The 22,101-nt window shown below is 62.1% G+C and carries 20 protein-coding genes; 5 read left to right on the top strand and 15 right to left on the bottom strand.

The window, feature by feature from the left end; genetic code table 11:
- The first annotated feature begins 7 nt into the window (after nucleotides 1-7).
- The 4 genes from KHO30_RS18960 to KHO30_RS18945 all read left to right on the top strand — a co-directional run bounded on the left by KHO30_RS18960 (nucleotide 8) and on the right by KHO30_RS18945 (nucleotide 2,808).
- On the top strand, nucleotides 8-949 hold the full coding sequence (locus KHO30_RS18960; protein ID WP_211701873.1) for a prepilin peptidase: 942 nt from the start codon (nucleotides 8-10) through the stop codon (nucleotides 947-949).
- Nucleotides 950-952: 3 nt separating this feature from the next.
- Nucleotides 953-1,555: a dephospho-CoA kinase gene (gene coaE, locus KHO30_RS18955; protein WP_211701872.1), complete on the top strand. Its 603-nt coding sequence runs from the start codon at nucleotides 953-955 to the stop codon at nucleotides 1,553-1,555.
- 198 nt (nucleotides 1,556-1,753) lie between these two features.
- Nucleotides 1,754-2,509, top strand: coding sequence for a cell division protein ZapD (zapD, locus tag KHO30_RS18950; RefSeq protein WP_054040764.1), 756 nt, complete (start codon nucleotides 1,754-1,756; stop codon nucleotides 2,507-2,509).
- A gap of 101 nt (nucleotides 2,510-2,610) precedes the next feature.
- Nucleotides 2,611-2,808, top strand: a complete 198-nt coding sequence (locus KHO30_RS18945; protein WP_211701871.1) for a DNA gyrase inhibitor YacG — start codon at nucleotides 2,611-2,613, stop codon at nucleotides 2,806-2,808.
- Nucleotides 2,809-2,906: 98 nt separating this feature from the next.
- Here the strand turns inward: KHO30_RS18945 and KHO30_RS18940 are convergent, their stop codons facing one another.
- The 4 genes from KHO30_RS18940 to secA all read right to left on the bottom strand — a co-directional run bounded on the left by KHO30_RS18940 (nucleotide 2,907) and on the right by secA (nucleotide 8,442).
- Nucleotides 2,907-3,329, bottom strand: a complete 423-nt coding sequence (locus tag KHO30_RS18940; RefSeq protein WP_054040765.1) for an NUDIX domain-containing protein — start codon at nucleotides 3,327-3,329, stop codon at nucleotides 2,907-2,909.
- Nucleotides 3,326-4,195: an ATP-binding protein gene (locus KHO30_RS18935; protein WP_093645245.1), complete on the bottom strand. Its 870-nt coding sequence runs from the start codon at nucleotides 4,193-4,195 to the stop codon at nucleotides 3,326-3,328. The genes KHO30_RS18940 and KHO30_RS18935 overlap by 4 nt, the downstream gene beginning before the upstream one ends.
- A 43-nt stretch (nucleotides 4,196-4,238) precedes the next feature.
- Nucleotides 4,239-5,480: a bifunctional glutamate N-acetyltransferase/amino-acid acetyltransferase ArgJ gene (gene argJ, locus KHO30_RS18930; RefSeq protein WP_093645247.1), complete on the bottom strand. Its 1,242-nt coding sequence runs from the start codon at nucleotides 5,478-5,480 to the stop codon at nucleotides 4,239-4,241.
- Nucleotides 5,481-5,631: 151 nt separating this feature from the next.
- On the bottom strand, nucleotides 5,632-8,442 hold the full coding sequence (gene secA / locus KHO30_RS18925; protein ID WP_211701870.1) for a preprotein translocase subunit SecA: 2,811 nt from the start codon (nucleotides 8,440-8,442) through the stop codon (nucleotides 5,632-5,634).
- A gap of 291 nt (nucleotides 8,443-8,733) precedes the next feature.
- On the opposite strand from secA, the gene KHO30_RS18920 reads away from it, so the two are divergent.
- Nucleotides 8,734-9,219 carry a DciA family protein gene (locus KHO30_RS18920; RefSeq protein ID WP_054040773.1) on the top strand — a complete coding sequence of 162 codons (486 nt, stop codon included), beginning with the start codon at nucleotides 8,734-8,736 and terminating at the stop codon, nucleotides 9,217-9,219.
- Nucleotides 9,220-9,300: 81 nt separating this feature from the next.
- Here the strand turns inward: KHO30_RS18920 and lpxC are convergent, their stop codons facing one another.
- The 11 genes from lpxC to mraY form a co-directional block, all read right to left on the bottom strand.
- Nucleotides 9,301-10,218, bottom strand: a complete 918-nt coding sequence (gene lpxC, locus KHO30_RS18915; RefSeq protein WP_093645251.1) for a UDP-3-O-acyl-N-acetylglucosamine deacetylase — start codon at nucleotides 10,216-10,218, stop codon at nucleotides 9,301-9,303.
- Between the two features lie 289 nt (nucleotides 10,219-10,507).
- Entirely contained in the window at nucleotides 10,508-11,011 is a 504-nt protein-coding gene (locus KHO30_RS18910; RefSeq protein WP_093645253.1) for a peroxiredoxin, read from the bottom strand.
- Nucleotides 11,012-11,272: 261 nt separating this feature from the next.
- The gene (ftsZ, locus tag KHO30_RS18905; protein WP_093645255.1) at nucleotides 11,273-12,469 is read right to left on the bottom strand and encodes a cell division protein FtsZ; all 1,197 of its coding nucleotides are present in this window, start codon (nucleotides 12,467-12,469) and stop codon (nucleotides 11,273-11,275) included.
- Between the two features lie 132 nt (nucleotides 12,470-12,601).
- Nucleotides 12,602-13,834: a cell division protein FtsA gene (ftsA, locus tag KHO30_RS18900; protein WP_007180311.1), complete on the bottom strand. Its 1,233-nt coding sequence runs from the start codon at nucleotides 13,832-13,834 to the stop codon at nucleotides 12,602-12,604.
- Nucleotides 13,835-13,861: 27 nt separating this feature from the next.
- The gene (locus tag KHO30_RS18895; RefSeq protein WP_200620025.1) at nucleotides 13,862-14,614 is read right to left on the bottom strand and encodes a cell division protein FtsQ/DivIB; all 753 of its coding nucleotides are present in this window, start codon (nucleotides 14,612-14,614) and stop codon (nucleotides 13,862-13,864) included.
- Nucleotides 14,615-14,649: 35 nt separating this feature from the next.
- Nucleotides 14,650-15,591: a D-alanine--D-alanine ligase gene (locus tag KHO30_RS18890; protein WP_054040783.1), complete on the bottom strand. Its 942-nt coding sequence runs from the start codon at nucleotides 15,589-15,591 to the stop codon at nucleotides 14,650-14,652.
- Between the two features lie 5 nt (nucleotides 15,592-15,596).
- On the bottom strand, nucleotides 15,597-17,000 hold the full coding sequence (gene murC, locus KHO30_RS18885; protein WP_211701869.1) for a UDP-N-acetylmuramate--L-alanine ligase: 1,404 nt from the start codon (nucleotides 16,998-17,000) through the stop codon (nucleotides 15,597-15,599).
- Nucleotides 16,997-18,115 carry an undecaprenyldiphospho-muramoylpentapeptide beta-N-acetylglucosaminyltransferase gene (gene murG, locus KHO30_RS18880; protein ID WP_054040787.1) on the bottom strand — a complete coding sequence of 373 codons (1,119 nt, stop codon included), beginning with the start codon at nucleotides 18,113-18,115 and terminating at the stop codon, nucleotides 16,997-16,999. The genes murC and murG overlap by 4 nt, the downstream gene beginning before the upstream one ends.
- On the bottom strand, nucleotides 18,112-19,392 hold the full coding sequence (ftsW, locus tag KHO30_RS18875) for a putative lipid II flippase FtsW (RefSeq protein WP_211701868.1): 1,281 nt from the start codon (nucleotides 19,390-19,392) through the stop codon (nucleotides 18,112-18,114). Before ftsW ends, murG begins: the two co-directional genes overlap by 4 nt.
- Complete coding sequence (murD, locus tag KHO30_RS18870) at nucleotides 19,389-20,903, bottom strand: UDP-N-acetylmuramoyl-L-alanine--D-glutamate ligase (protein WP_054040790.1); 1,515 nt, start codon at nucleotides 20,901-20,903, stop codon at nucleotides 19,389-19,391. The genes ftsW and murD overlap by 4 nt, the downstream gene beginning before the upstream one ends.
- A 23-nt stretch (nucleotides 20,904-20,926) precedes the next feature.
- Complete coding sequence (gene mraY, locus KHO30_RS18865) at nucleotides 20,927-22,096, bottom strand: phospho-N-acetylmuramoyl-pentapeptide-transferase (RefSeq protein WP_093645262.1); 1,170 nt, start codon at nucleotides 22,094-22,096, stop codon at nucleotides 20,927-20,929.
- Between the last annotated feature and the right edge of the window lie 5 nt (nucleotides 22,097-22,101).

Below are 22,101 nucleotides of genomic sequence, written 5' to 3'. Positions count from 1 at the left end.
CCTTTATATGCAGGCTACCCCTCCGCTCGTGTCAGATACTTCTTCCAGCCTGTTTTCGGGCCTGCTGTCCGGCCACGTCACAACCGGTCTCGGCCTCGCGTTCGGCAGCTTGCCCAGCGGCCTGCAGATTGCATTCGCGATCGTGTTCGGGCTGGTGATCGGCAGTTTCCTGAACGTGGTCGTGCATCGGGTGCCAATCATGCTGGAGCGTACGTGGCGCGAGGAAGTCAGCGAGGCCACCGAACAAGTGCCCGAAGACGACGGCCTGCCCGCCCGCTACAACCTGTGGGTGCCGCGTAGCGCGTGCCCTCATTGCGGCCACGTGCTCAGCGCGTGGGAGAACCTGCCGGTGCTGAGCTATCTGCTGTTGCGCGGACGCTGCTCCGCATGCAAGACACACGTAAGCCTGCGCTACCCGCTGCTCGAAATCGCCAGCGCCGCCTTCGCGGCCGGGGCGCTCGCGCTGTATGGGCCGACGGGCATGGCACTCGCCGCCTTCGGACTATGCGCCGCCTTGCTCGCAATGAGCGCGATCGATATCGACACTCATCTGCTCCCTGACTCCATGACACTGCCGCTCCTGTGGGCCGGCTTGATCGTCAACTTCAACGGCATGTTCGCGAGCCTGCACGATGCCGTGCTGGGCGCGATCTTCGGCTATCTGGTGCTATGGGTCGTACATTGGCTGTTCCGGCTGGTACGCGGCGTCGAAGGGATGGGTTATGGCGATTTCAAACTGCTGGCTGCGCTCGGTGCGTGGCTCGGCTGGGCCGCGCTACCGCAAATCGTGCTGATCGCGGCCGTGGCCGGCGCAGTGGTCGGCCTCGCGGCGACGTGGCGCGGCCGCATGCGCTTCGAAGAGCCGCTGCCGTTCGGGCCGTTTCTCGCAGCGGGCGGTGCTGTTACGCTATTTCTCGGCACACCGCTTTATCTGGCGTTGGGAGGCTGAAGCATGTTTGCTGTGGGACTGACCGGTGGCATAGGCAGCGGCAAATCGACCGTGGCTGACCTGTTCGCCGCGCACGGCGTGCCGCTTGTCGACACGGACCTGATTGCGCACCGCATCACGGCGCCACACGGCATCGCAATGCCACAGATCGCTGCGGAGTTCGGCGATTCGTTCGTCGCGGCAGACGGCTCGCTCGACCGCGCTCGCATGCGCACGCTGGTATTCAGCGACGATGGCGCGCGCAAACGCCTCGAAGGCATCACGCATCCATTGATTCGTGCGGAGACCGAACGCGAGCAGCGCGAGGCGCAAGGGCCGTACGTAATCGTGGTGGTACCGCTGCTGGTGGAGTCGGGTAGCTGGAAGACTCGCGTGAATCGTGTACTGACCGTCGATTGCAGCGTCGAGACGCAAATTTCGCGCGTGATGAGCCGCAACGGCTTTAGCCGTGAACAGGTGCTGGCGATCATCGCCCGCCAGGCAACGCGCGAAGCACGCCTCGACGCAGCGGACGACATCATCGACAACGACAATGCGCCCCTCAAGTCACTCAAGGCGCAGGTCGACGCACAGCATCGCGTCTATCTGTCCCTAGCGGGCGCCTGAGAATACGCTGAACGTGGCTTGCTGCCATGTTTGCTCAGCCATGCAGTGACAGGCACACGCAAAGCACGCGCCAAACCGCCTGAAACATGTGAAAAAAGTTGCGAAAGCGCGCTGAAAAAGTGCGTGATTGCTAGGGTAGTCTCACGGCATTAGAATGTTCTGCATTCCCGTCACCGACCACGCCCGAGGCGAGCCCGCTTGATCCTTTACGAGTATCCCTTCAACGAGCGAATCCGGACGCTGTTGCGCCTCGAAGATCTGTTCGAGCGCTTCACGTTCTTTCTAACTCAGGAAGACGCCAGGGAACATCACGTCGCACTGACAACGTTGTTCGAAATCTCAGAGGTTGCGGGTCGCGCGGATCTGAAGTCCGATCTGATGAAGGAGCTCGAGCGCCAACGGCAAACGCTGGCGCCGTTCCGGGGCAATCCGGGGATCGAGCAGAACGCGCTGGAATCCGTGCTAGGGGAAATCGAGCAAACCTTGTCGGGGCTTTCACAGATGCAGGGCAAGACCGGTCAGCATCTGGCGGACAACGAATGGCTCGCCAGCATCCGCAGCCGCGCGATCATCCCTGGCGGCACTTGCAAGTTCGATTTGCCTTCGTACTACGCATGGCAGCAGATCCATCCTGATCAGCGTCGGCAGGACATCGCCAAATGGGTCACGCCGCTGCTGCCGTTGCGCGACGCGGCAACAATCGTGCTGCGCCTCGCGCGCGAATCGGGTCAGGCGTCCAAGGTCATGGCGATGCAGGGCAGCTATCAGCAGATGCTGTCAGGCCGTTCATACCAGTTGATGCAGGTACGGGTGGCACCGGAATTGCGGGTGATCCCCGAGGCCAGCGCCAACAAGTACATGCTCTGGGTGCGATTCACAGTGCAGGATGGCGATTTGCGTCCGCGCGCGGTGGATGTCGACGTGCCGTTCCAGCTCACGCTTTGCAGTCTGTAACGCCGGCCCTGCAGACCTGAATGAGGGGCCGCGCCTTTAAAGCGGCGAAAAATGCCCCTATATTCGTAACTTGTTCCGTTTCCGATTGACTGCCTGACCGTATGCCTACCGTCGTCAAATGCCCCACTTGCGGCAAGGATGTCCGCTGGACTCCAGAAAGCCGCTTCCGCCCGTTCTGCTCTGACCGCTGCAAGCAGACTGACCTCGGCGCCTGGGCCGCTGAGAAGTACGAGATAGGCGGCACCGAGGAAGAAACGCCGTCAGATGAATCGCCCGGCGGGGACTACAACCCGCATTAAGCGCTGCAGGCTGCAGAAGCTCACCGCTTGCGCGCGTGCTGCGACCAAGCAAAACGGCGCTGCTCACGCAGCGCCGTTTAAAACCGCCGATCATCTCTCTAGTTTTTCTCAGCCGCGAGCCATTCCAGCACGGGAATCGTCGCCGGCAACAGCGGCGAGACATCCGCCGGCAGCGCCTGCCATACAAATGCCTGGCCTTCACGGCCGTGCGGTTCGCCGGACCACTGCGTCACCTTGCAGAAAAACAGCCTCACGTAGGCGTGCGGATAATCGTGTTCGAGCGTGTGCCAAAGATGGCTCGCCTTGACGTCGATACCCAGTTCCTCGTGCAACTCGCGGGCTAGCGCGGCCTCGACCGACTCGCCCGCCTCCAGCTTGCCGCCCGGAAACTCCCAGTATCCCTCGTACGGCTTGCCTGCCGGGCGCTGCGCCAGCAGATAGCGTCCGTCCGGCTGAATCAGCACGCCGACGGCGACTTCAGTCACCGGGCGGCCAGCCACGTTCTTTTGCGCATCGCTCATGCCGGGGTCTTCCGTCCGGACCAGTCGCGAGCGAATTGCCACGCGACGCGCCCGGAGCGCGACCCACGCTCCAGCGCCCACACCAGCGCATCGCCGCGCGCCGCTTCGACTTCCGCATCGTCGCAGCCGAAATGGCGCAGCCAGTGGCCGATGATCGACAGGTAGTCGTCCTGCTTGAACGGATAGAAGCTGACCCACAGGCCGAAGCGCTCGGACAGCGAGATCTTTTCTTCGACCAGTTCGCCCGGATGAATCTCGCCGTCGGACGTGTGCTTATACGTCTCGTTGTCACTCATGTACTCGGGCAACAGATGGCGGCGATTGGACGTCGCGTAGATCAACACGTTGTCCGACTGCGCAGCGATCGAGCCATCGAGCGCGACCTTCAGCGCCTTGTAGCCTGACTCCCCATCTTCGAACGAAAGGTCGTCGCAGAACACCACGAAGCGCTCCGGCCGCTGCGCGATCAGATCGACGATGTCGCCGAGATCGTGCAGATCGTCTTTATCCACTTCGATCAGGCGCAGGCCGTCTTTTGCATAGGCGTTCAGGCAAGCCTTGATCAGCGACGACTTGCCGGTGCCGCGCGCGCCCGTTAGCAGCACGTTGTTGGCCGGCTGCTTGCGCACGAACTGACGTGTGTTCTGCTCGATCAACCCTTTCTGTCGATCGATGTTTTGCAGGTCGTCGAGCGTGATCGACGAAATGGCGGGCACCGGCTGCAGATAGCCGCGCCCCTGGCGCTTGCGCCAGCGAAAGGCGACCGCCGCCGACCAGTCGATCTCCGGTGCAGCGGGCGGAAGCATAGCTTCGAGGCGGACGAGCACGGCTTCGGCCCGGGTCAGAAACTGTTCGAGTTTGTCCATGGCTGTGAGATAAGCGGCCTTAAGCGCCGCGTAATAAACCTGGTTACGAACGATAGTCGGCGTTGATGCTCACGTAATCGTGCGACAGATCGCAAGTCCAGATCGTGGCTTGCGCATTACCGCGGCCGAGTACGACACGAATGCCGATCTCGCTCTTTTTCATGACGCGCTGGCCATCTTCCTCACGGTAGGCCGGGTTGCGGCCACCGGCGGTAGCAACCAGCACGTCGTCCAGATACAGATCGATCTTGCCGACGTCGAGATCGTCCACGCCGGCATAGCCGATGGCCGCAAGAATGCGGCCGAGATTCGGATCCGATGCATAGAAGGCTGTCTTCACGAGCGGCGAGTGGCCGATCGCGTACGCAATCTGGCGGCATTCGCCGACGCTCGAGCCGCCTTCGACATGCACGGTCATGAATTTGGTCGCGCCTTCGCCGTCGCGCACGATCAGCTGTGCGAGGGTCTGGGCGACTTCGGTCACCGCGTCGCGCAGCGCTGCATAAGCGGGCGAATCGGTGGACGTGATCGCCGGCAGGCTCGATTTGCCCGAGGCGATCAGGATGAACGAATCGTTGGTCGACGTATCGCCGTCGATCGTGATGCAGTTGAACGAGCGGTCCGCCACGTGCTTGACCAGTGCGTCGAGCACCGGCTGCGCGACGCTAGCGTCGAATGCGAGGAAGCCGAGCATGGTCGCCATGTTCGGCTTGATCATGCCGGCGCCCTTGCTGATACCGGTGAGCGTGACTGTGTGACCGTCGATCGTGACCTGGCGCGAGGTGGCTTTCGGCAAGGTATCCGTGGTCATGATCGCCTGGGCGGCGTCGTACCAGTTGGCTTCCTTGCGGTTCGCCAGCGCCGCGGGCAGACCCGCCTTCAGACGATCGACCGGCAGCGGTTCAAGAATCACACCCGTCGAAAACGGCAACACCTGTTCCGGCGCGATATCAACGAGACGCGCGAGCTCGACGCAGGTTTCGCGCGCGGCCACGAGGCCGGGCTCACCCGTGCCTGCATTTGCGTTACCGGTGTTGATCACCAGCGCGCGAATCGGCTTGCCGCCCGCGCGCACGCGCTCCAGATTCTCTCGGCACACAGTGACGGGTGCGGCGCAAAAACGGTTCTGCGTGAACACGCCGCCTACTGTCGCGCCTTCGCCGACAGAAATGACCAGCACGTCCTTGCGGTTCGGCTTGCGGATATTCGCCTCCGCCCAGCCCAGCGTGACGCCGGCGACAGGGTGAAGTTGAGTGGGATCGATCGAGGGGAAATTGACAGCCATGGTCGCGACCTGTCGAAGAAAATGCCGGCAGGCGCCGGCATCGGGGGATCGGTAACTGATGGCTCAAGCCTGTAGCCGAACCACCGCGAAATCATCAGCAAAACATTGTGTAAAACGAAGCGGCGCGCTTAAAGCGCGCCGCTTTTCGGCATTATGCGATCTTGCCGTGACACTGCTTGTACTTCTTGCCGCTGCCGCACGGGCACGGGTCGTTACGGCCGACCTTCGGCACGTTGTCCACGCTCACGTCCGACCCAATGGCGTGCGAGGCACCGTGGCTCATCGCGTCGCCGATCATGGCGGCGGTAGCCGCTTCCGCAGCGGCAGGCGCTGCTGCTGCCGCTTCGGCGAATTCGGCGTGACGGAACTCGACGTTTTCGAGGTGGCCGCCTTGCTCTTCGAGTTGCTCGGCGGCCTGTTCCAGCTGTTCCGGCGACTGGATCTGCACGTTCATCACCACCCGGGTGACTTCGAGCTTCACGGCGTCGAGCATCGCGGCGAACAATTCAAACGCCTCGCGCTTGTATTCCTGCTTCGGATTCTTCTGCGCATACCCGCGCAGATGGATACCCTGGCGCAGATGGTCGAGCGCGGCCAGATGTTCGCGCCAGCTACGGTCCAGCGTTTGCAGCATGATCGAGCGTTCGAACGCACTGAACGATTCGCGGCCGACCTGTTCGACCTTCGATTCATACGCTTCGTTTGCGGCGGCTTCGACAGCTTCGAGAATCTCGTCCGCGCTGATCGAGTTCGACTCGTTGATCATTTCCTGGATCGCGAGGTCGAGCTGCCATTCATTACGCAGAACTTCCTCCAGCTCGGGCACGTCCCACTGCTCTTCGATGCTGCCTGCCGGCACGAACTGGTGAACGATATCGGCGATCACGCCACCGCGCATCGCGCCGATCGTTTCGGTGATGTCATTCGCTTCGAGCAATTCATTGCGCTGCTGGTAGATCACCTTGCGCTGATCGTTCGACACATCGTCGTATTCGAGCAATTGCTTGCGAACGTCGAAGTTACGCGCTTCAACCTTGCGCTGCGCCGATTCGATCGAGCGCGACACGATGCCCGCCTCGATCGCCTCGCCTTCCGGCATCTTCAGACGGTCCATGATCGCGCGCACGCGATCGCCCGCGAAAATGCGCAGCAGCGGATCTTCCAGCGACAGATAGAAGCGCGACGAACCCGGATCGCCCTGACGGCCGGCACGGCCGCGCAACTGGTTGTCGATCCGGCGCGATTCGTGACGTTCGGTGCCGATGATGTGCAGACCGCCCGCGGCCTTCACCTGATCGTGCAGCGCCTGCCATTCGTCGTGCAGCTTCTGGATACGGCGTTGCTTCTCTTCTTCCGAAAGCGTTTCGTCCTTCTCGATGAAGGACGCCTGCTTTTCCGCGTTGCCGCCGAGCACGATGTCAGTACCGCGACCGGCCATGTTCGTGGCGATCGTGACGCGCTTCGGACGGCCTGCTTCAGCGACGATCTCAGCTTCACGCGCGTGCTGTTTGGCGTTCAGCACTTCGTGCGGCAACCCGGCCTGCTTCAGCAGATGCGACAGCAGTTCCGAGTTCTCGATCGACGTCGTGCCGACCAGCACCGGCTGACCGCGCTCATGGCAATCGCGGATGTCGCGAATCACCGCGTCATAGCGCTCCTTGGCGGTCTTGTAGATCTGATCCTGCTTGTCGATCCGCTTCGGCGGACGGTTGGTCGGGATCACGACCGTTTCGAGACCATAGATCTCGTTGAATTCGTACGCTTCGGTATCAGCCGTGCCGGTCATGCCGGACAGCTTCGCGTACATACGGAAGTAGTTCTGGAACGTGATCGACGCGAGCGTCTGGTTCTCGCTCTGGATCTTGACGTGTTCCTTCGCCTCGACGGCCTGGTGCAAGCCATCCGACCAGCGGCGGCCCGACATCAAACGACCGGTGAATTCGTCGACGATCACGACTTCGCCGTTCTGCACGACGTAGTGCTGATCCTTGAAGAACAGCGTGTGCGCACGCAGTGCGGCGTACACGTGGTGCATCAGCGTGATGTTCTGCGGCGCGTACAGGCTTTCGCCCTCGCCAATCAGGCCCCATTCGGCGAGCAGACGCTCGGCCTTTTCGTGGCCCGATTCCGTCAGGAAGACCTGGCGGCCTTTTTCGTCCAGCGTGTAGTCGCCCGGCTTTTCTACGCCGGTGCCGTCCGCTTTTTCTTCGCCGATCTGGCGTTCGAGCAGCGGCGGCAGCGCATTCATGCGCACATAGAGTTCGGTGTGATCTTCGGCCTGGCCGGAGATGATCAGCGGCGTACGGGCTTCGTCGATCAGGATCGAGTCGACCTCGTCGACCACCGCGAAATTGAGGGCTCGCTGCACGCGCGCATCGGTCTCGTAGACCATGTTGTCGCGCAGGTAGTCGAAGCCGAATTCGTTGTTGGTGCCGTAGGTGATGTCTGCCGCGTACGCTTCCTGCTTCGCGCCATGATCCATCTGCGACAGATTGATGCCGACCGAAAGACCCAGGAAGTTGTACAGACGCGCCATCCATTCGGCGTCGCGTTGTGCCAGGTAGTCGTTGACCGTAACAACGTGCACGCCACGACCGGACAGCGCATTCAGGTACACCGGCAGCGTAGCGACGAGCGTCTTGCCTTCGCCGGTGCGCATTTCGCCGATCTTGCCGTAGTGCAGGACCATGCCGCCGATCAACTGCACGTCGAAGTGGCGCATTTTCAGCGTCCGCTTGCTGGCCTCGCGGCACACCGCGAAGGCCTCCGGCAGGAGCTTGTCGAGCGACTCACCACTCGCGACGCGCTGGCGGAATTCACCCGTTTTGGCGCGCAGTTGGTCGTCCGTCAATTGCTCGATCTGCGGCTCGAGCGCATTGATCGCCGTGACGGTCTTTTGATATTGCTTGACTAGCCGCTGGTTGCGGCTGCCAAAAATCTTCTGTAGAAAACCGGTGGTCATCGGATCGGTGTCTGCGTCGCGGCTTCGGCTGGTTCGCGGCGTGCAAGTTCATGCACGTGCGCTCCGGGGTCGGAAGGGCCTCGGCGGCTTAGTCCAAGAGTGAATTCGAATCGGGCATTTTAGCACGCGCCCCCGGCCGCGCCTGTGTCAGCCGTGCGACGTTGGCAGGGCACAGAAAGCCCGCCGCAGCGACGTCCGACGGTACGCATTGAGGCGGGTCCGCATGCATCCCGCGCGGTACAATCGCGGCGTGAACGCACATAGGGTGCGAACGCGCCGTTACTATCGAACATGAGCCGTATTCCGTCCTTTTCAAGGCCGCCGCCCAAGCAGTTCAAAGCGCGCCGCCCGCAGCCCGTCGCCGAAGTGCTCAATCGCACCGACGCGTTTGTGGCCCTGCGCGCGGGCGTCGAGCAGATTGCGGCGCTGGAAAAGGATCTGCGTGAACTGCTGCCGGATTATCTGGCCACGAGCGTAGAGCCCAGCTTCATCAAGGAAGGCGTGCTGGCCCTATTTGCCGCGCACAATGCGCTGGCCGCCCGCCTGCGCCAGATCGAACCGAGGTTGCTGTCGGATCTGCAGCAGCGCGGCTGGCCGGTCAATGCGCTGAGAATTCGCGTGCGGCCGCAGCCTTTGAAGGAGCCGCCGCCCGTCAAACAGGCGCGCATGACGCCGGTCGGCGCGGACGCGCTGCACGCGCTCTCCCAATCGCTCGCGCCCTCGCCGCTGCAGGAAGCTTTGGCGAAAATGGCAGCGCGGCATCGGAGAAATCGCTGAACAAAAAAATAAGCGGCCCATCTGGGCCGCTTATTTTTCATCCATTCGCTTCGGACATTTCATCCGAAAGCGCTACGCCGATCAGGCAAATGCCGTCTGCGTTTCGTACGCGAAGCCGCGCGGCGCCTTCTGCGTGTCGTCAAACGTGACGACTTCGTACGCATCTTCATGCGCCAGCAACTCGCGCAGCAGCGCGTTGTTCAGGCCGTGGCCCGATTTGTATGCCGTGTACGAAGCCAGCAGCGGATGGCCGACCACGTACAGATCGCCAATCGCGTCGAGCATCTTGTGCTTCACGAATTCGTCGTCGTAACGCAGGCCGTCGTTGTTCAGAATGCGGTATTCGTCCAGCACGATGGCGTTATCCATGCTGCCGCCGCGTGCCAAACCGAGTTCGCGCATCATTTCCACTTCATGCGCAAAGCCGAACGTACGCGCACGGGCAATTTCCCGCACATACGACGTATTGGCAAAATCCACTTCCAGCGCCTGGCCGGTTTTATCCACAGCCGGGTGACGGAAATCGATGGTGAATTTGAGTTTGAAACCGAAATACGGATCGAGACGCGCGAATTTATCGCCGTCGCGAATTTCAACCGGCTTGGTGACCTTGATGAATTTCTTCGGCGCGTTCTGTTCTTCAATACCGGCCGACTGAATCAGAAACACGAACGAACCCGCACTGCCGTCCATGATCGGAATTTCTTCAGCGGTGACGTCGATATAAAGATTGTCGATGCCGAGGCCTGCGCATGCGGACATCAAATGCTCGATGGTCGACACGCGCGCGCCGTCTTTCTGCAGTACGGAAGCCAGACGCGTATCGCCAATCGCCATTGCCGACGCAGGGATATCCACCGGCGTAGGCAAATCCACCCGCGAAAACACAATGCCGGTGTTCGCCGCCGCCGGGCGGAGCGTCAATTCGACTTTGCGGCCGGAGTGCAGGCCGATGCCGACTGTCTTGACGATTGATTTGATAGTGCGCTGCTTCAACATGGTGATCTTCTATTCGATTGAAAATCCCAATCGGGACTTTTTATTCCATAGCGCGAAGTATACTCCAATACCCTAAGGAGCGTCGTTACACGGAACGTATCAATCTGTTTCGCTGCATTACCCAAAGCGCGCCCGTCAGGGAAAGCGTGACGGGCCGATGTCCGGAACGGAGGCGTTTCCGGTCATCGGCCCGAGTAACGGCCCGTCACAAAAGCGTCTTATACGCCGTTGCCCTGATACAACGCGGTAACCGCGCAGCCCGAGGCAAAAGCGTCGAACGCCATCGTAACTAGCTCAACGTAGCGAGAATACTCCCTGCATCGCTGACTTCGAATTTGCCGGCAGCCTCGACGTTCAACGTCTTGACCACGCCGTCGTCGACAACCATTGCGTAGCGCTGGGAACGGATTCCCATGCCGCGCGCCGACAAATCCTGCTCAAGACCGAGCGCCCGCGTGAAAGCCGCACTGCCATCCGCCATCATGCGCACCTTGCCCGAGGCATGCTGATCGCGTCCCCACGCGCCCATTACGAACGCGTCGTTGACGGACACGCACCAGATCTCGTCGATGCCAAGCGCGCGCAACTGCTCGGCGTGCTCGACGTAACCCGGTACATGTTTGGCTGAACAGGTCGGCGTGAACGCACCGGGCAATCCGAAGATCACCACGCGCTTACCCGCCGTCTGCTCGTGCACGTCGAAGCTGTTAGGCCCCAGCGTGCAGCCCGCCCGCGCGTCTTCGACGAACTCGAAGAGCGTCGCGTCGGGCAGCTTTTCACCTACTTGAATCATGCTCAGTCCTTTGCATCGATGCGAAGCACACTCGCACGCCATCGTGTCGCAGTGAACTTCAGCGTCTGCCTAACTGCAGGCTCCGCCATCCGGCGACAGTTGCCCCATCCGCTTCGCGAATCCGAAGAGGGCACTTGTCCTTGCCGCGAATCAGACGATACGCGGCTTGTTCGCCGTTCACCCGCCACGCTCATGCATTCGTCCGCCAGTGCTACGCTGCCGTACAACCCGCAGCACCGCAACGAAAGCCTGCTCGTGCGCTCAGTCCGCCTGCTTGCGCAGGAATGCCGGAATGTCGTACGTGTCGACGCCCTTTTCCTGCAGCGCCTGCACGTGCGAAGCCGCCGTATCGCGGGACGTACGCCACACAGCCGGCGTATCCAGCGCGCCGTAATCGGCCGTGCTTGCGTGGGACTGCGACGTTGCGTAAGCAGCGTGCGCGCTGACCGGCTGATTGTCCGTGCCGGTGCGCAGCAGCGTCATCGGGGCCGATTGCTGCTTCTTCGCCGCACGGCCCAGACCCGTTGCCACGACCGTCACGCGCAGCGCGTCGCCCATTGCATCGTCGTACACCGCGCCGAAAATCACGGTTGCGTCTTCAGCAGCATAGCTCTTGATGGTGTTCATCACTTCGCGCGTTTCCGACAGACGCAGCGAACGGCTCGACGTGATGTTGACCAGCACGCCACGCGCGCCTGACAGATCCACCCCTTCCAGCAGCGGGCTGGCCACAGCCTGCTCGGCAGCCAAACGTGCGCGATCGACGCCGGCAACCGTCGCCGTGCCCATCATCGCCTTGCCCTGCTCGCCCATCACCGTCTTCACGTCTTCGAAGTCGACGTTCACCAGACCGTCGACGTTGATGATTTCCGCGATACCGGCAACTGCGTTGTTGAGAACGTCGTCTGCGCACTGGAAGCACTTGTCCATCTCGGCGTCATCGCCCATCACCTCGAACAGCTTGTCGTTCAGAACGACGATCAGCGAGTCGACGTGATCCTCCAGTTGCTGCGAACCAGCTTCTGCTACACGCATGCGCTTGCCGCCTTCGAATTCGAACGGCTTGCTGACCACGCCAACAGTCAAGATACCCATTTCTTTGGCGATCTGCGCGACCACCGGTGCTGCGCCCGTGCCCGTGCCGCCGCCCATACCGGCGGTGATGAACACCATGTGCGCGCCGCGCAGTGCGTCGGCGATGCGCTCACGTGCTTCTTCTGCTGCCGCGCGGCCCATTTCCGGCTTGGCGCCAGCGCCCAGACCCGTGTTACCGAGCTGGATCACCGCGGATGCACGCGAACGCGACAGAGCCTGCGCGTCCGTGTTCATCACGATGAAGTCGACGCCTTGCACGCCTTTGTTGATCATGTGCTGAACGGCATTGCCGCCAGCGCCACCTACTCCGATCACCTTGATGATGGTGCCGTTCGTTTCGGTTTCCAGCATCTGGAATTCCATGTTGCCTCCGTCAAGATAAAAAATTGCAGCCACTTCGGCCGTTATTCGGCAGGAGATCGGGCAACCTCCTGTCGCGCGCCAGCCGCCGGCACCAGCGCGTGTTTACGTAAAACCGTTCAAACCCAGAATTCGTTAGAAGTTGCCGAGGAACCAGTCTTTCATTCGCGTGAAGACCTGACCCATCGACCCCGACTGCACCGCGACCTTGCGGCCGCGCATCCGTTGCGAGCGTCCTTCGACGAGCAGGCCCATCGCCGTCGAATAACGCGGGTTACGCACGACGTCCGCAAGACCGCCCGCGTATTCCGGCACGCCGATGCGCACCGGCTTCAGGAAGATGTCCTCGCCAAGTTCGACCATGCCGAGCATCATCGATGCGCCGCCGGTCAGCACCACGCCGGAGCTCAACAGTTCTTCGTAACCCGACTCGCGCACCACCTGCTGCACGAGCGAAAACAGTTCTTCGACACGCGGCTCGACCACCGCCGCCAATGCCTGGCGCGACAGCGTGCGCGGACCGCGCTCGCCGAGACCCGGCACTTCGATCATTTCGTCCGGATCGGCCAAGGCCTGCTTTGCAATGCCGTAGTCGACCTTGATGTCTTCCGCGTCCGGCGTGGGCGTGCGCAGCGCCATCGCGATGTCGCTCGTGATCTGGTCGCCGGCGATCGGAATCACCGCCGTGTGACGAATCGCGCCTTCGCTGAAAATCGCGATATCCGTCGTGCCGCCGCCGATGTCGACCAGCACCACACCGAGTTCCTTTTCGTCTTCCGTCAGCACCGCCAGCGACGAAGCGAGCGGCTGCAGGATCAGATCGTTCACTTCGAGCCCGCAGCGGCGCACGCACTTCACAATGTTCTGCGCCGCGCTCACCGCGCCGGTGACGATATGCACCTTCACTTCCAGCCGGATGCCGCTCATGCCGATCGGCTCGCGCACATCTTCCTGACCGTCGATGATGAATTCCTGCGTCAGGATGTGCAGCACCTGCTGATCGGTCGGGATATTGATCGCTTTCGCCGTCTCGATCACGCGCGCGACGTCCGTCTGCGTGACTTCCTTTTCCTTGATCGCCACCATGCCGCTCGAATTGAAGCTGCGGATATGGCTGCCGGCGATCCCGGTGAATACGTTCGTGATCTTGCAGTCGGCCATCAGCTCGGCTTCCTCGAGCGCGCGCTGAATGGACTGCACGGTGGCTTCGATGTTCACCACCACGCCCTTCTTGAGCCCCTTCGATTCGCTCTGGCCGAGGCCGATCACCTCGTAGTGGCCCTCGCCCTTCAACTCGGCGACGATAGCCACTACCTTCGACGTCCCAATGTCGAGGGCGACCAGCAGATCTTTATAGTCTTTACTCATAGCGTGCTCATTGCGTGTGATGTCCGTTTACTTCTTGCCCTTGTCGGGTTCGCTGATAAAGCGCATGCCAGCGGCACGAATCGCGAAACCGTTCGGATAGCGCAAGTCCGCATACTCGATGTCCTTTCCCCAACGTTGCGTCACCGCGTTCCACGCCGCGGTCAGGCGCTTGCTCCGATCGAGCAAGGTGTCCTGATTGCGTTCGCGCCCAAGTTCCACCTGCATGCCGTTCGACAGCTTCACCGTCCACGCGTAACGCGGCGACAGCGTGACTTCTTCGGGCGTCGCGCCCAAGGGCGCAAACCACTTCTTGAAATCGCCATAACGCGCGACGACTTCTTTGGCCGTTCCGTCCGGACCGTCGAACGCCGGCAGCTCCTCTTCGAGCTCGCCCTGGTTCGCGGTGAACAGTTCGCCGTCCACGCTCACCAGTTGATCGCTGCCCCACGTTCCAAGCGGTTTGTACTCTTCAAGCGTGACAGCCAATGCATTCGGCCAAACCCGCCGCACACTCGCGTGACGCACCCATGGCATCTGCTCGAACGCCTGGCGTGCGACGTCGAGATCCACCGTAAAAAAGTTGCCTTTCAAGCGCCCTACTACACCCGCGCGCACCGTCGGCGAATTGATGTGCTCGGTGTCGCCGTCGATCTGGATTTCGCGCAACGCGAAATTCGGACGCTGGATGAGCCAGTAACCGCCTGCCGCCAGCAGCACGAGCACCAGCAACGCATGCAATGCGTTGGCGGCGAGATTGAGCTGGCGAACGTTGTTCCACATGGAGTTGCTTTCGGGTCGCCCCGCTTAGTCCTTTGTTAATCCTTAAGCGTCAGCGCCAACACGCCGACCACCAGTTCCTGATAGCTGATGCCCACCGCACGTGCCGCTTTCGGCGGCAACGAGTGATCGGTCATCCCAGGCGCCGTGTTCACTTCCAGGAAGTACGGGTTGCCGTCGGCGTCGAGCATGAAATCGGCGCGGCCCCAATCGGTGCAGCCGAGTACGTCGAACGCACGGCGCGCCAGCACTTTCAGGCGTGACTCTTCGTCAGCCGCCAGACCGCACGGAATCAGATACTGCGTGTCGTTCGCGATGTACTTCGCGTGGTAGTCGTAAAACTCGCCGGCCGGAATGATGCGGATCACCGGCAGATCCAGATCGCCGGCGATACAGGCCGTAAATTCGCCGCCGCCCTCGATGCTCTTTTCCACCACGACGATCTTGTCGTACTTGACCGCTTCGAGCAGCGCGGCCGGCAATGCGTCGGCGCTTTTCACCTTGATCACGGCGACGCTCGAGCCTTCGCTGGCCGGCTTCACGAATAGCGGCAAGCCGAGCTTCGCGACGATGTCTTTTGCGCGTGCTTCGTAGTCGTCGCCGCGCAGCACAGCCTCGAACGGCGGCGTCGGAATGCCGAGTTGCTGCCACACGAGCTTGGTGCGGAACTTGTCCAGACCCAGCGCCGAGCCGAGCACGCCGCTGCCCGTGTAACGGATGCCGTAAAAATCCAGCGCCCCCTGAATCTGGCCGTTCTCGCCGTAACCGCCGTGCAGCGCGTTGAACGCGCGCACAAAACCTTCGTCCTTCAATGCGGCGAGCGGACGCTCAGCCGGGTCGAACGGATGGGCGTCGATACCGGCGTCGCGCAGACCTTGCAGCACGAGGCGGCCGGAATTGAGCGACACCTCGCGCTCGGCGGAATCCCCACCGAGCAGCACTGCTACCTTGCCGAATTGTTTAGGGTCAATGCTGCTCATTTCACTCACACCTTCGTTTCTTGCGCCAGGCGACCCGGCACACCGCCGATCGAACCCGCGCCCATCGTGATCACCACATCGCCGTCGCGCACCACTGCTGAGAGCGCGTCCGGCACTTCATCCACCGTATCGACAAACACCGGCTCGACCTTGCCCGCCACGCGCAGTGCGCGCGCGAGAGCGCGGCCGTCTGCGGCGACGATCGGCGCTTCGCCGGCCGAATACACTTCGGTCAGCACGAGCGCGTCGACGGTCGACAGCACCTTCACAAAATCTTCGAAGCAATCGCGCGTACGCGTGAAACGGTGCGGCTGGAATGCCAGCACCAGACGCCGCCCCGGAAACGCGCCACGCGCCGCCGCGACCGTTGCCGCCATTTCAACCGGGTGATGGCCGTAATCGTCGACCAGCGTGTACGCGCCGGCCGGTTTGCCTTCCGATACGACCGGCACTTCGCCGTAGCGCTGGAAGCGTCGGCCCACGCCGTTGAAATCCGCCAGCGCTCGCTGGATATCGGCATCTTTCACTTCAAGTTCAGTCGCAATTGCAATTGCGGCCAAAGCGTTCTGCACGTTGTGCTCGCCCGGCAGGTTCAAAACGATGTCGATCGGCGCCGCGTCTTCACGCAGTGCCGTGAAATGCATCTTGCCGCCGCGCGCTTCGACATTGACCGCACGCACCTGCGCGTCCGGCGCAAAACCGTAGCGGATGATCGGCTTCGACACGAACGGCAGGATCTCCTTCACGTTCGGATCGTCGACGCACAGCACCGCTATCCCATAGAACGGCAGACGGTGCGTGAATTCAATGAACGCCTGCTTGAGTCTCGCAAAGTCGTGCCCGTAGGTGTCCATGTGATCAGCGTCGATGTTCGTGATGACTTCGATCACCGGGAACAGATTCAGGAACGACGCATCCGACTCATCCGCTTCAGCGACGATGAAATCACCCGTACCCAGACGCGCATTCGCGCCCGCGCTGATCAGGCGCCCGCCGATCACGAAGGTCGGATCGAGTCCGCCTGCCGCCAGCACGCTCGCCACCAGCGAGGTGGTCGTAGTCTTGCCGTGCGTTCCGGCAATCGCGATGCCCTGCTTCAGGCGCATCAGTTCCGCGAGCATCACCGCGCGCGGCACGATCGGAATGCGGCGATGACGCGCGGCCAGCACTTCCGGGTTGTCGCTGCGCACTGCTGTGGAAACGACCACGGCGTTCGCACCTTCGATGTTCTCCGCCGCGTGACCGATCGCGATGCGCGCGCCGAGTGCGGCGAGGCGATCGGTGATCGCGTTGCTCGACAGATCCGAGCCGCTCACCTGATAGCCAAGGTTGACCAGCACCTCCGCGATGCCGCTCATGCCGACACCGCCGATGCCGACAAAGTGAATATGTTTGACGATATGTTTCATTGCTTTCCTTCTGGGCTCGCGCCCGAAATCGAACCCGCCACAGTCGCGCAAATCTGCGCGACCTGTTCCGTGGCGTCGGGTTTCGCGAGCGAGCGCGAACGCTCTGCCATCTCTGCGAGGGTCTCTCGCGTCTGGCTGCGCAACCAGTCGGCGAGCATTTCCGCCGACAGATCGCGTTGCTGCACGACCAGCGCCGCGCCGTTATCGGCGAGGAACGCTGCATTAGTGGTTTGGTGATCGTCTACTGCAAACGGGAACGGCACGAAGAATGCCGCCACGCCTACTGCTGATATCTCCGACACCGTCATCGCGCCCGAACGGCAGATCACCAGATCCGCGTTCGCGTACGCGCTCGTCATGTCGTCGATGAAAGGCACGAGTTCGACATCGGCGCCGGCCTGCAGGCCCGCCGCCGCATAGTTCTCACGCAGTGCTTCAATATGCTTCGCGCCCGCCTGATGCACGATGCGCGGACGTTCATTCGGCGCCAGCAGCGCAACCGCGCGCGGCACCACTTCGTTCAATGCGGCTGCACCCAGACTGCCGCCCACCACCAGCACATTCAGCGGACCGCTGCGCGCTGCGTAGCGTGCTTTGGGTGCAATTGCGCCCGCAAGTTCCGCACGAATCGGGTTTCCAGTCCATTCGCCGTGCGGCAGCGCATTCGGGAATGCAACCAGCACGCGTTTCGCGACTTTCGCGAGGACCTTATTGGCGAGACCCGCAATCGAATTCTGTTCATGCAGCACCAGCGGACGGCCGCTCAACGCGGTCATCAAACCTGCCGGAAACGTGATGTAACCGCCCATGCCGAGCACGACGTCCGGCTTCACGCGACGCAGCACGCTCAAACTCTGCGAGCACGCGCGCAGCAGGTTCAGTGGCAACATCAGCTTGGTCTTCAAGCCCTTGCCGCGCAGTCCGCCAAAGCGCACGTATTCCATCGGAATGCCGTGCTTCGGCACCAGCGTGGCTTCCATGCCCGCGGGATTACCGAGCCATACGACCTTCCAGCCCCACGCCTGCATCAGGTGCGCGACCGCGAGCCCCGGGAACACGTGTCCCCCGGTGCCACCGGCCATCACCATCAGCGTGCGTTGCGGGAGAGCCGTCATACTTTGCCCCCACGCATCAACACCCGGTTCTCATAGTCCACACGCATCAATACAGCCACCGCCACGCAGTTCAGCACGATGCCCGAACCGCCGTAGCTAACGAGCGGCAACGTAAGACCTTTAGTCGGCAGCAGGCCGAGGTTCACGCCCATGTTGATAAAAGTCTGCGCACCGAACCAGATGCCGATACCCTTCGCGACCAGCCCGGCAAAAGTGCGGTCAAGTGCGAGCGCCTGACGGCCGATCTCGAACGAACGGCGCACGATCCAGTAAAACATCAGGATCACGACGAGCACACCGACAAAACCTAGCTCCTCGCCGATCACCGCGAGGATGAAGTCGGTATGCGCTTCCGGCAGATAGTTGAGCTTCTCGACACTGCCGCCCAAACCCACGCCAAACCATTCGCCGCGCCCGAAAGCGATCAGCGAGTGCGTCAATTGATAAGCCTTGCCTTGCGCGTAACGGTCGTCCCACGGATCGAGGTAAGCGAAAATCCGCTCGCGACGCCATGGCGACGCCCACACGAGCAAGCTGAACGTGCCGACCGCAGTCGCCACCAGACCGCCGAACAGCTTGCCGTTCACGCCGCCGAGGAACAGCACGCCCATCGCGATCGCGGCGATCACCATGAACGCGCCCATGTCCGGTTCGAGCAGCAGCAATGCGCCGACGAGACCCACTGCAACCGCCATCGGCAGAAAGCCCTTGGCGAAGCTGTGCATGTATTCCTGCTTGCGCACGGTGTAATTCGCCGCGTAAATCGTCACGGCGAGCTTCATGATTTCCGATGGCTGCATGTTCGTGATGCCGAGCGGAATCCAGCGACGCGCACCGTTCACGCCCTTGCCGACGTGCGGGATCAGCACGATCACCAGCGCGGCGAGCGAAATCAGGAACAGCTTCGGCGCGTACTTATCCCACGTCGAAATCGGAATGCGGAACGACACGACGCCGATCACCGAGCCCATCACCACGAAAATGATCTGGCGCACGAGGAAGGCGTAGTCGCGGTACGACGCGTATTTCGGCGAATCGGGCATCGCGATCGACGCCGAATACACCATCACGACGCCGAGCCCCAGCAGCGCGACGACCACCCACAGCAACGAGTGATCGTAGTCGAGCATCCGCGAGCGCAGTGGACGAACGCCGTTCACGGCACTCGCGAGACCACTGCCGCCCGAGCGGCCAGAGGCGCGGCTCGTGCTACCCGTATCGCCATTGCCGGCACGGGAGCCGGCCAGGCGCGAACCGAAGCGTTCTGACCAGCTCATATCATCGTCCCCCGTTCAGCCGCGATGTCTTCCACCGTGCTGCGGAACACCTGCGCGCGATGGGCGTAACCCTTGAACATGTCAAAGCTCGCGCACGCCGGCGACAGCAATACGGCGTCGCCAGGTTGCGCCAATGCGGTGGCGGCCCGCGTCGCTTCTTCGAGCGTCGCGTGGTCGGTCATCGCGATGCCGGTGTCTTCCAGCGCGGCGCGAATCTGCGGCGCATCGCGACCGATCAGCATCACGGCGCGGCACCACCGCATCACCGGCTCGGCGAGCGGCTCGAAATCCTGGCCCTTGCCGTCGCCACCGGCGATCAGGACCGCGCGCTGCGCGAGGCCGTCGAGCGCGGCAACTGTCGCGCCGACATTGGTGCCCTTGCTGTCGTCGACGTAATCGACGCCTTCGATCGACGCGATCAATTCCACCCGATGCGGCTCGCCACGGTATTCGCGCAGGCCGTGCAAAAGCGGCGCGCCAGGCAGACCGATCGCGCGCGCCAAGGCATACGCGGCCAATGCGTTGGCGGCGTTATGCAGGCCGCGGATACGCAATGCGTCCGCCGGCATCAGGCGTTTGAGCGCGATGTTCTTCGGCGCCGCCACTTCGTTCTTGCGACGGCGCGTCGGTGCGGGTTCGTCGCTGACGTCGCGATCGTGCGCCTCGACCAGCCAGATCATGCCGTTGTCGCGCAGCAGACCGTAGTCGCCGTCGTTCTTCGGCTCGGTCACGCCGAACGTGACCATCGCGGCATCGCTATCGGCCGAAGGCGCGAGCGCCATCACGCGGGCGTCGTCGCGATTCAGCACGCGCACGGTTTGTGTACCGAAGATGCGGCCCTTCGCGGCAGCGTATGCGTCGAGCCCACCATGCCAATCCAGGTGATCCTGCGTGATGTTCAGAACGACCGCTGCATCGGGCGTAAACGTATGCGCTGTTTCCAGCTGGAAGCTCGACAGCTCCAACACCCACACGTCGGGCAACGCGGTGTTGTCGATCGCTTCGCTGAGCTTGTCCAGCGCGGCCGGGCTGATGTTGCCCGCCACCGCGACCTTCTTGCCGGCGCGTTCGCACAGCAAGCCAGTAAGACTCGTCGTCGTGGTCTTGCCGTTGGTGCCGGTGATCGCGATCACCTTCGGCACGTAACCGCTTTCGCCAAGCGTCTTCAATGCTTGCGCGAAGAATTCGAGTTCGCCCCAGACAGGGATGTCCCGCTCACGCGCCGCGGTGATGAGCGGCAGCAAATCAGCGGCGAGCGGCGACAAGCCCGGGCTGATCGCCACGAGTTCGACGCCTTCGAGCAACGAGAGCGAGAACGGGCCGCCGACGAATTCGGCGTCGACGCTGTGCGCTTCCAGCGCGGACAGGTTCGGCGGCACCTCGCGCGTATCGGCCACACGCAGCCGACAGCCGTGCCGCGCGCACCAGCGCGCCATCGCGAGACCGGATTCACCGAGTCCCAGCACGAGCACCATCGGCTTTTGCCGATCCCGAAACTTCTCGCCAAACATCGCCTGCTTCCCCTAAATACGACTTAACGCAACTTGAGCGTGGACAAACCGAACAGACACAACATCAGGGTGATGATCCAGAAGCGCACGACCACCTGCGTTTCCTTCCAACCCGACAATTCAAAATGATGATGCAGCGGCGCCATCTTGAAGAGACGCCGGCCTTCGCCGTAGCGGCGCTTGGTAAATTTGAACCACGTCACTTGCAGCATCACGGAGAGCGTCTCCGCGACGAAAATGCCGCCCATGATGAAGAGCACGATTTCCTGACGCACGATCACGGCAACCGTGCCAAGCGCGCCGCCGAGCGCGAGCGCCCCCACGTCGCCCATGAACATCTGCGCCGGGTGCGTGTTGAACCAGAGGAACGCGAGCCCTGCCCCGCCCATCGCCGAACAGAAGATCAGCAACTCACCGGCACCGGCGATATGCGGAAACAGCAGGTACTTCGAATAGACCGAGCTACCCATCACATAAGCGAACACGCCGAGCGATGCGCCGACCAGCACGACCGGCATGATCACGAGGCCGTCGAGACCGTCGGTAAGGTTCACCGCATTGCTCGCGCCGACAATCACCAGATACGTCAGTACGATGAAGCCCCACACGCCGAGCGGATAGCTGATCGATTTGACGAATGGCAGCATCAGGTCGGCGCGCGCCGGCAAGCCCATCGACAAGCCGCTGCGCACCCACGCCATAAACAGGTCGAACACGCGCACATTGCTCGCTTCGGACACGCTGAACGCGAGATACACCGCCGCGAACAGTCCGATCACCGACTGCCAGAAATACTTTTCGCGCGACGACATCCCGCGCGGGTCCTTGTAGACCACCTTGCGGTAATCGTCGACCCAGCCGATCACACCGAAACCAAACGTGACGAGAATCACGATCCAGATGAAACGGTTTGTCAGATCGGCCCACAGCAACGTTGCCACGGCAATGCCGAGCAGAATCAACACGCCGCCCATCGTCGGCGTACCGGATTTGACGAGGTGCGTTTGCGGACCGTCTTTACGAACGGCCTGACCGACCTTCATCGCGGTCAGCTTGCGGATCACCGCCGGGCCACAGACGAGCCCGATCAGCAGTGCGGTGATGGTGGCCATCACCGCACGGAAAGTCAGATAACTGAACACGCGCAAGAAGCTTGCGTCATTCTGCAGCCATTGCGCCAGCGCCAGTAGCATGCTTC

The organism is Paraburkholderia aspalathi (genome assembly GCF_905220735.1).
GTDB lineage: Bacteria > Pseudomonadota > Gammaproteobacteria > Burkholderiales > Burkholderiaceae > Paraburkholderia > Paraburkholderia aspalathi.
The sequence above is the reverse complement of the archived record's forward strand: the minus strand, read 5'-3'. Positions and strand labels throughout refer to the sequence as shown.